We start from the raw sequence: 8,447 nt of genomic DNA, 5'->3' as shown, positions 1-8,447 counted from the left end.
ATGATGGCAGAGAGGTCACACCCGTTCCCATACCGAACACGGAAGTTAAGCTCTCTAGCGCCGATGGTAGTTGGGACCTTGTCCCTGTGAGAGTAGGACGTCGCCAAGCAAGCTTAAGACGAGTCAGAATGACTCGTCTTTTTTGTATGCTTTCATACCTCTACTAATTGCTTGCTTAACTCCTTCTAAATAGGCGAATCCATGCTTTTTATCTGGTTCTAAGTAAGTACCTTCTGCCCATTCATTCCAAGCATTCATAAATAAAAACTCGCTGTTGTAAAGAGAATAGGTACGATAGATTTGCTTACTTAAATATATCGTAAACTTCTCAGGAGTAGAGCCTAGGAAGATGCTACTATTTAAGTCTTTGCGGCGTGCTGTGTTGTCCCAGTCAACAAAGGCACCGGGAAATGTTTTTTTCTCTGGAGGAGATCGCTTTAGTATATACATCCAAACTTTATCATAATCCCAAGCGTTTATTTGTTTACCAGACTCATATATTGTTTTATTTATGTCTGAAGAGCTATCATGAGCAATTGTATAAAAAGGCTCGAATTGAATGCTAGCATCGAACCCATTTATATTAGGAAGTGGGAAGCTGTTTAATGTTTCTACAAAGTATATACCTTTCAAACCATTTTCTTGTGCGAGTGTATTCCAGTAATTAAGCATTTGCTCACAGTCAGGGATATGCCCAGGACGGTAAATAATGAATAGTGGTTTATCATCTATACGAATATACCTTTCATCTTGGAAAGCTTGTAATAAATAGTCGAAGTGTTCTTTCCAATCCGATAACTCTCCATAATTTTGAGGCATTAATATATGACTATCAAGACCATCCCAAGTTTTTGTCCACGGTTCATTTGCCCAAGAAAGGCAAAATGGAAAATCTGGTTCGCCCGTCTTAAGTACTTCATTAAAGGGTGTCTCCAATAGCCTTTTTCCTTTAAACCAGTAATGGTAATAACAAAAACCATATATGCCGTGTGCTTTAGCGATTTCTGCTTGCCACTTTCTTACGGATGGGTCCGTTAAGTCATAATAAAAGTCTTGATAAGGTTCTCTAGGTTGATAATGTTTTGAAAATAAAGGCCGTGCACTTTTAGTATTTGTCCATTCAGTAAAACCTTTTCCCCACCATCGGTCATTTTCTTTTATTTGATGAAACTGTGGTAAGTAAAAAGCAATAATTTTCAAGGTATATCCCCCTTATGTTCTTCGTAGTTCAAAGTGGTGGGAAGTTACTTTTGATTTTTTGAATCGAGTTTACAGTTTGCTCGATAGAGGAATCTTGGGTGATTTAATATATATGGGTGAGATGAAAAGTGATTTTCATTATAAAATTATGTGCATTACCATGTAAGAAAAGAGTTAATCTTTTTGGAGAACAAATAGGGCTTGGGGTAATCGGTTTGCATCATCAAAAAAGTCCCGTAGCTTTAAATACTTCTCATAGTGATTTTTAATATAAGTTCTAGGTATAACGGTTTCTCCGTAGAAGCTACTATTTCTAACGTCTCCGGCTCCTGTAGGACTGTGGACAAAATTGCCGCTTTCATAATCCGAGATGGCCCGATTTATATCTGGAAAAGCTTGAGATAAAGTTTTATGCCAACCCGTTTGAATAAATTCAGGGTGCTCCTTGAATTGTTGACAGTAATCGAGAAAATAGCGTGCTTGTGTTGTAGCGATGAAGATTCCACCTGGACGAAGAATTCTTGAAAATTCCTTTATCCAATGTTCTGCAGTTTCTTCGGATAAATGTGAGAATACAGAATAAGCGAATATGATGTCCAATGAATCGTCACTAATAAATTCTACAGGAGGTTGTGGATTGGCGGTTTTATATATTCCTCTTCCTAACGTTTCATTGCAAATATTAATCATTGCTGGATCTACATCAATCCCAAGTAAATTTTCATCGCGAACATCTTTGAAAAAAAAGCGTATAATTCTTCCCCACCCGCAACCAAAGTCTAAAATTTTACGTTCTTTATTCAAGGGAACACCCAAATTTTGGGCATATGTTTTTACATGGCTATAAAACAAATATGCTTCATAAAGAGCATGTTCATAGGAAGCACCTACAAACTGTTGTTGAATTTCTTCAGGAGGGAACATAGGTACTGGGATGCCATTTATCTTTGTTTGTGAACAACTTTGTATAAATAGATTTAGAAGTTCAACATCAGAAAGTGGACTAACAAGGTTATCAAAATCACTTCCTAACTTAAAGTTATTCATTTGTTAACCTCCAAATTATATTCGTGTTTTCTACTAATAAAAACATGTAAAAATTCAGCATCTAAGCCCAGTGATTTATCCTTTTGTAAATAAACTAGGGTATACATATTTGCATGTGTATAAATATATTCAATCATATCTTGGCCCCAATCAAATGTTACTAAAGACCCATTCTCATCAATAGGATTTCCGTGATAAATTGGCTCTTCAATATACTCAATTCCATCCTCATTGATTCTTGCCCTTTGCAAAGTTTTTGGAAGCGTGTGGTACCAAGGGACAGTAAAAACATGAGCACCGCCAGGCTTTAATACACGCTCTATTTCTTTAAAGGCTTTGTTTGGTTCCATTACATGTTCAAAGACATCTTGAGTAATGAACAAATCAAAAGATCCATTTTGGAAAGTCATGTTTTCTAAGTTCTCGCATCTAATCCCTTGAAAGTATTGGCCAAGAGGATAGTTTTTAAAGTATTGAGAGTATGTATAGTTTTTGCAGTTTTTTATTAGTAGTTGAGTTGTAATCCCCCCAGGTGAGGATTCGTGAATATGATAGGAACCCCATTTCGGAAAAAATGTATTTAAAACATGAATTAAAGCTCGCTGCCTTGGTATAGAGTGGCATGTAGAACATAAGTAGTGATCTCTAAGCCAATCGTTATGCTCTATAAATGTAGCTTCCTTCTCACAAATAACACAATATCCGTTATTATGTTTCAAATTACCTTCCACATGACATCACTCCTGTGTAAAAAATGCATATGGCATATGCGTCAATAATTAGCGGGAGAGAACCCCACTCTAATTAAAGTTTCACTTTATGCTATGCGATACATTCGCTTTTATTCATTGAAGAATGTATCAATTTAAAATATCCCTTTCGTGTACGGATACATTTCAAAGTCTTGTGCATATATTTCTGTAACTAACGCCATTGTTTCTTCATCATAAAAACTTTTATATGTCGGAAAGCGAGGAAAGGCGGCATCTGTAATGCTGAGCTCTGCATAGTTTCCTGTATACATCATTTTATGAGAGCGATGATGATTTGAATTTGTAAGTAGCGCTAAATTAGATTTAACCAAATCGTACGTATGTTCTATTTTGGTGATTTGTGTATTAAAATCTTCTAAAGGAATATAGTGTTGGATGAAATTTTCTTCACCCGGAACGTATTGCTGACTAAAATGTATGTCCATTGCTACGGAATTGGGACCTAATGCTCGAACGTAATATAAAAATTGTTTAAATGATATTCCTCGGTTACTATATTTGTCATTATATAAATACTGGCGGATACTTTCCCATTGAGGAATTGCATATGGATTGTCAGCAAGTAATAAAAATGAGCTGACGGCCCTTGTATAGGGATTTCGTACAAGTTTACAAACAGCTTTTTCTGCTGTTAAAAGCCCATTTTGTAACTCTGGTATGTAGTTGGTGTTGTTTTTATACACCCAGAATTCATAGTAATGAATAAAGTCATGGTATTTCTTTGCTTCATTAAACAATCCGATTTGAAAAAAGAACCAATTAGCTAAAGTAGTGCATCCGCTTCTATGGCTCCAGAATAGTATAAGGGGAAAGTCTTTATGGAAATGTGGGATTCGATGTTTATGTAGAATTACATGATTTAAAAGCTCTTGATTTACATTCTTCATACATGTAGTGCTCCTTTTTGAAAGTTTTATTTATGGAGAAGGGGAAAGCTTTTACTAATCCAATATATTCATAGGAATGAGTAAATATTATGAATGTTTTTTCGGGCGGCTTAAATAAGGTAGTGATTCTAAAGGGGAAATATAAAATAAAGATAATGAAAATTTATAAGGGGCATACAATTATAAGAGACTCAATAATAGAATTGACTAAGTTTATTTATTTGTATTTCTAGGTGAGATAAGCAAAAATCTTATTACTAGAGAGGATATTATGCGGAAGAATAATTATTTAATAGTAGGTGGAAATAGTTTCATTGGTATTAACCTCGCATTAGGTTTATTGAAAAAAGGCCAAAATGTAAAAGTATTTTCCAGACATATAAATAATTTTCCTCAAAATATTATAAGTGAGGTTGAATTTATTAAAGGTGATTTAGCAAATGTTGAAGATATATATAAAGCCTTAGTGAATGTGGATATTATTATTTATTTAGCTGCAACGTCTAATGTAACAACTTCAATTGAAGATGTTTTCGGAGATATAAACAGTAGCCTTTTTTTTCTTAATTTCATGGAAAGTGCTAAAAATTTCCCCATTAAAAAAATCGTATTAGCATCTTCTGGAGGCACAGTTTATGGTGAACCGGAATATCTGCCTATTGATGAGGAACATCCATTAAAACCACTTTCTCCTTATGGAATAACAAAGGTGTCGCTTGAAAATTATTTGTACTTTTATAAGAAAAAATATGGAATGGACTATGTTGTATGTAGATATTCTAATCCGTATGGAAAATATCAAAACCCGTTAAAGAAAGTTGGAGCAATAAATTGTTTTTTGTATCAGCATCTCAGTAATGAAAAGATTAATATATATGGGAATCCACAAGAAATTATTCGAGATTATATTTATATCGATGATTTAGTGGAAGTTACTATACAACTATCGCAATTAAATCACTTGAAATTTTGTGTGTATAATATAGGCAGCGGAAAGGGTCTCTCTTTAAAACGAATTATAGTAGAATTGGAGAAATTAACGGAAAGAAAAGTGGACTTTATCTGCTATAAACAAAAGCAAGAAAACGTTCAAAAAATCATTTTAAATATAGATAGAGTAAGACGAGAATGTAATTGGGAACCGAAAGTGGATTTCAAAAGTGGAATTAGATTAAATAAGCTATGGATTGAAGAGTTCTTATATAGTAAAAAATAATAAGCCATGCCCTACTTCTGTATAAGTAGAGCGTGGTTTATTATTTTATTTCTTTTTTTATTATCCAAAGATCTTGATGTTCCCACCAAAAACCTTCAGTGTATTTTTTGATAATAGGATTATAAGGTAATAATTTAATTTTGTCACATACGTAAGAGGGGCTAACGATCGTTTGCCCGTATTGATGAACATCTAAATCGAGTTGTTCGCTAGAGGGAAGAAACCAATAACCCCGTTCATTTAAAGCGGGAAAGCCGAAGTACTTTTTACTTTGATATCCATGAGTTGTGAAAATGAATAAGCCGCCAGGGGAAACAGCGTTATACAATGTCTGAAGCCAACGAAACCAAGTTGTATCAGGCATATGAGAAAAAAAGGATAGACAAAAAACGATATCATACGTAGACGAGGCTAATTTTACTTGTTCTGGTTCAGGGTGAGATAATAGAGATGAAGTATGTAATGTGTTTTCAATAAAAGTAATAGCCTCTTCGTGTATATCGCAAGTAGTTATACTTAAGTTCGTTTGCTGATTTAATAAATGACGTGTTACGCAGCCATATCCGGATGCGAATTCTAATAATTGAATTGGAGTGTCTACAGGAGGATAAAAGGAAGTAATTAAATCTAAGAGTGTTTCTGCTGATTTTCTTCCATCTTTAAAATAATAATCTATTGCTTCTTTTTTAGATGGAAAGACTGGATTTGTGACAAGGAATTGAAAGATATGATCCTCTGGGTGGATATTTGCACTTACATTGTATTTTTGTGCAATTTGAGAAATCAAATGTTTATTTGCCTCTATAAATTCTTTCAAAGAGTAACACCCCTTAAATAATAGTAATGTCTTAAAAGAGATACTGATGATAAAGAAAATATATAATTAAACCTTCAAATATGTTTCAAGGTACTTTCTATATGCATACATTTTCTTTTTTGAAATGTCGTCGATAGTAAAGGTGTCTTTAATGAAATTCTGCATTTGTACAACTTCACTGTAATGGGAATATGAATCTTCTGTTCTTGTTACGCTATTTGTATGTCGTCTATGATAGTTTAGAGGTTTTGGATTAAAATAAATGTTCCCCTCTTTAAGGAGAGAAACATAGAAAAACCAATCACCAGCTATTTTAAACTTTTGCAATTGTTTTGCTATTGTTTTTATATCTATGTTTTTAAAAACTACACTTGAGACATTAGGTATGGTGTTTTTGATAAGTAACGTATCTTGTATTTCATCTATCCCTTTTCGGATATAAGAACTCTGCCATTTTTCCTTATCAATATCATTTGTGTAATCCAAATAATGATTGGCCAAGATATTTCCTTGTTCATCTATTTGTTTTGATTGTGTGTAGCTTAAGGCAACATCACTATCTATATGAAACCCTTGTATTACTTCTTCTAAAAATGTCTGATCACATAAGTCATCGGCCTCAGCAATCCAAATATAATCACCGGTTGCTGCAGAGACACCTTTTATCCATTGTTTAAATACAGAACCAGAATTTTTATCATTAATAATCTGCTGAACTTTCAGGTGGTGTTTATTTTCATTTGAGAGCAGCTTTTCAAATATAGATACGCTATTGTCAGTAGAGGCATCGTCTAGGAAAATTAGTTCGTAAAGGGGATAGGTTTGAGTTAATATTGATTTAACTCGTTCCGGTAAGTATTTTTCGTAATTATAGTTCGGTACAATGACGCTTATTTTTTTATAATTATGCTCAAGCAAGTTTAATAATTGATAAACGTAATCAAGAAAGTAGAAATCTCTTTCAATAAGTTCTTGGCCAAAGGTCCCTTTTTGTAATCGTAAATCTTCATTCCCGATAAGTTCATATATTCTTTCCAGCATCATAGGTAAGTTTAAATAGTCTACTAATGCGCCGGTTTGTTCCGTAACAACATCTTCAAAACCTCCAGCGTTTTTGAACCCTATAACAGGGACTTTTGTATCTAATGCTTCTAAAACTACGTTTGGAAAAGGATCTTCTCTTGAAGTTAATAAATATAAATCAGCACCGGCGTTATATAAACCGATATCTGGAGTTGGGTCCACTAATGTGAAATGCGCTGTATATCTTGGGGAGATTGTATTAAAAAAATGAACATCTGTTGTCCCAACCCAGATAAAATGAATATTCGTATGCATCTTTCTTACTGAGTAAGCAATAAGTGAGAATAAATCTATTCCTTTTCGATGATCAGCGAAACCTACCCCCAAGATGATTTTGCTATCGAGAGGCAGATTGTGCTTTTTTCGTAAATCGCTTCTCGCTTGTGCAATATTTTTCTTATAAGGATTATGGTTGAACAAGCCCTGAGGGAGAATGTGGCATTTTTGATGATCTAATTGGGTGATTGTACGGAATTTTTCATACACGTATTGTGAAGGGAAGACAATTTTGTGAGCAGATTGGGCAATGTTTCTTGCTTTTCCCTCAGCAGAGTACTGTTGTATTAAATGCGGCAATTCATGTATTAATGAAATAACTTTAATATTATGTTTAGCTAGTAATGCAACTATATCACCACTTATGACGGTACTACATATGGCGATGGTATAGTCTTTTAATAATAACTTCTTTATTAATAATTCGACTTTTTCTTCCGTTGGGTAGTCTTCCTCTAGGCAATAAACAGGACCATACTTTTGAAAATCGTGGATTAAAATACCGGTTCCAATAGAAATAACTGCGACGGAGTAATGAAAGTTTTCTTTAAGGGCTTTAATAGTATGTAAAGAAAGCAGCTGTGCTCCGTGGAAATGGGCATCATGGGATACATAAATGATTTTCTTATTAGCATGCATTTCATAACGCCTCCTAATGTAATTAGATTTTAGTAAATGTAGGATGTATTTATAATTCCTAGAGAGAAGTGGTAGGAGATAATTGTGAATGTAACCGAAATAAAAAAGCTACTTTTAATATATATTTGTGTGGCTTGATATTCATTCTTTATAAAGTAGAAACTGTCGATTATAAAAATGACTACACTAGTTTATTAATCTTTTGGGAAGGAGTATAAAAAACTTTATAATTTATAAAATAAAAAGGATAAAAAGTATTGACGATTAGAGTACAGAAGTGTAATATAGAACAAGTCGCCGATGACAATAACGTCGAAAGCGACAAACGAAATAAAAAACTTAGTTGACATTAACTAACGAAGATGTTAACATAAGGAAGTCGCAAATGAGCGGCAGACAAGTTCTTTGAAAACTGAACGAAACAAACAACGTGAAACGTCAATTTTTATTTTAGATGCTAGACAAACTAACTTTATTGGAGAGTTTGATCCTGGCTCAGGATGAACGCT

The 8,447-nt window shown here is 33.7% G+C and carries 7 protein-coding genes and 1 rRNA gene; 2 read left to right on the top strand and 6 right to left on the bottom strand.

All coding sequences use genetic code 11. The features are described from left to right. Positions 1-109: ribosomal RNA gene (rrf, locus tag MR147_RS26565) — 5S ribosomal RNA — on the top strand; the annotation flags it as partial. Positions 110-123: 14 nt separating this feature from the next. Here rrf and MR147_RS26560 read toward each other — a convergent pair. The 4 genes from MR147_RS26560 to MR147_RS26545 all read right to left on the bottom strand — a co-directional run bounded on the left by MR147_RS26560 (position 124) and on the right by MR147_RS26545 (position 3,907). Then, positions 124-1,200, bottom strand: a complete 1,077-nt coding sequence (locus MR147_RS26560; protein ID WP_000691010.1) for a glycosyltransferase WbsX family protein — start codon at positions 1,198-1,200, stop codon at positions 124-126. A gap of 174 nt (positions 1,201-1,374) precedes the next feature. Further along, complete coding sequence (locus MR147_RS26555) at positions 1,375-2,247, bottom strand: class I SAM-dependent methyltransferase (protein WP_242304882.1); 873 nt, start codon at positions 2,245-2,247, stop codon at positions 1,375-1,377. After that, positions 2,244-2,978 (bottom strand): class I SAM-dependent methyltransferase, encoded by a 735-nt coding sequence (locus MR147_RS26550; RefSeq protein WP_242304881.1) that lies wholly within the window; start codon positions 2,976-2,978, stop codon positions 2,244-2,246. Before MR147_RS26550 ends, MR147_RS26555 begins: the two co-directional genes overlap by 4 nt. Positions 2,979-3,112: 134 nt before the next feature. Then, positions 3,113-3,907, bottom strand: a complete 795-nt coding sequence (locus MR147_RS26545; RefSeq protein WP_242304880.1) for a sulfotransferase family 2 domain-containing protein — start codon at positions 3,905-3,907, stop codon at positions 3,113-3,115. A gap of 271 nt (positions 3,908-4,178) precedes the next feature. On the opposite strand from MR147_RS26545, the gene MR147_RS26540 reads away from it, so the two are divergent. Continuing rightward, a complete protein-coding gene (locus MR147_RS26540; protein WP_001230823.1) occupies positions 4,179-5,123 on the top strand; it encodes an NAD-dependent epimerase/dehydratase family protein in 945 nt (314 codons plus the stop codon). Positions 5,124-5,163: 40 nt separating this feature from the next. Here MR147_RS26540 and MR147_RS26535 read toward each other — a convergent pair whose 3' ends face one another. Together MR147_RS26535 and MR147_RS26530 are read right to left on the bottom strand one after the other, a co-directional pair. Then, a complete protein-coding gene (locus MR147_RS26535; RefSeq protein ID WP_074542547.1) occupies positions 5,164-5,940 on the bottom strand; it encodes a class I SAM-dependent methyltransferase in 777 nt (258 codons plus the stop codon). A gap of 66 nt (positions 5,941-6,006) precedes the next feature. After that, the gene (locus MR147_RS26530; protein WP_242304879.1) at positions 6,007-7,938 is read right to left on the bottom strand and encodes a glycosyltransferase; all 1,932 of its coding nucleotides are present in this window, start codon (positions 7,936-7,938) and stop codon (positions 6,007-6,009) included. Between the last annotated feature and the right edge of the window lie 509 nt (positions 7,939-8,447).

It is taken from the genome of Bacillus cereus group sp. BfR-BA-01350, from assembly GCF_022663775.1.
GTDB lineage: Bacteria > Bacillota > Bacilli > Bacillales > Bacillaceae_G > Bacillus_A > Bacillus_A paranthracis.
Note: the sequence above shows the minus strand (reverse complement) of the source record. Positions and strands in the feature narration are given on the sequence as shown.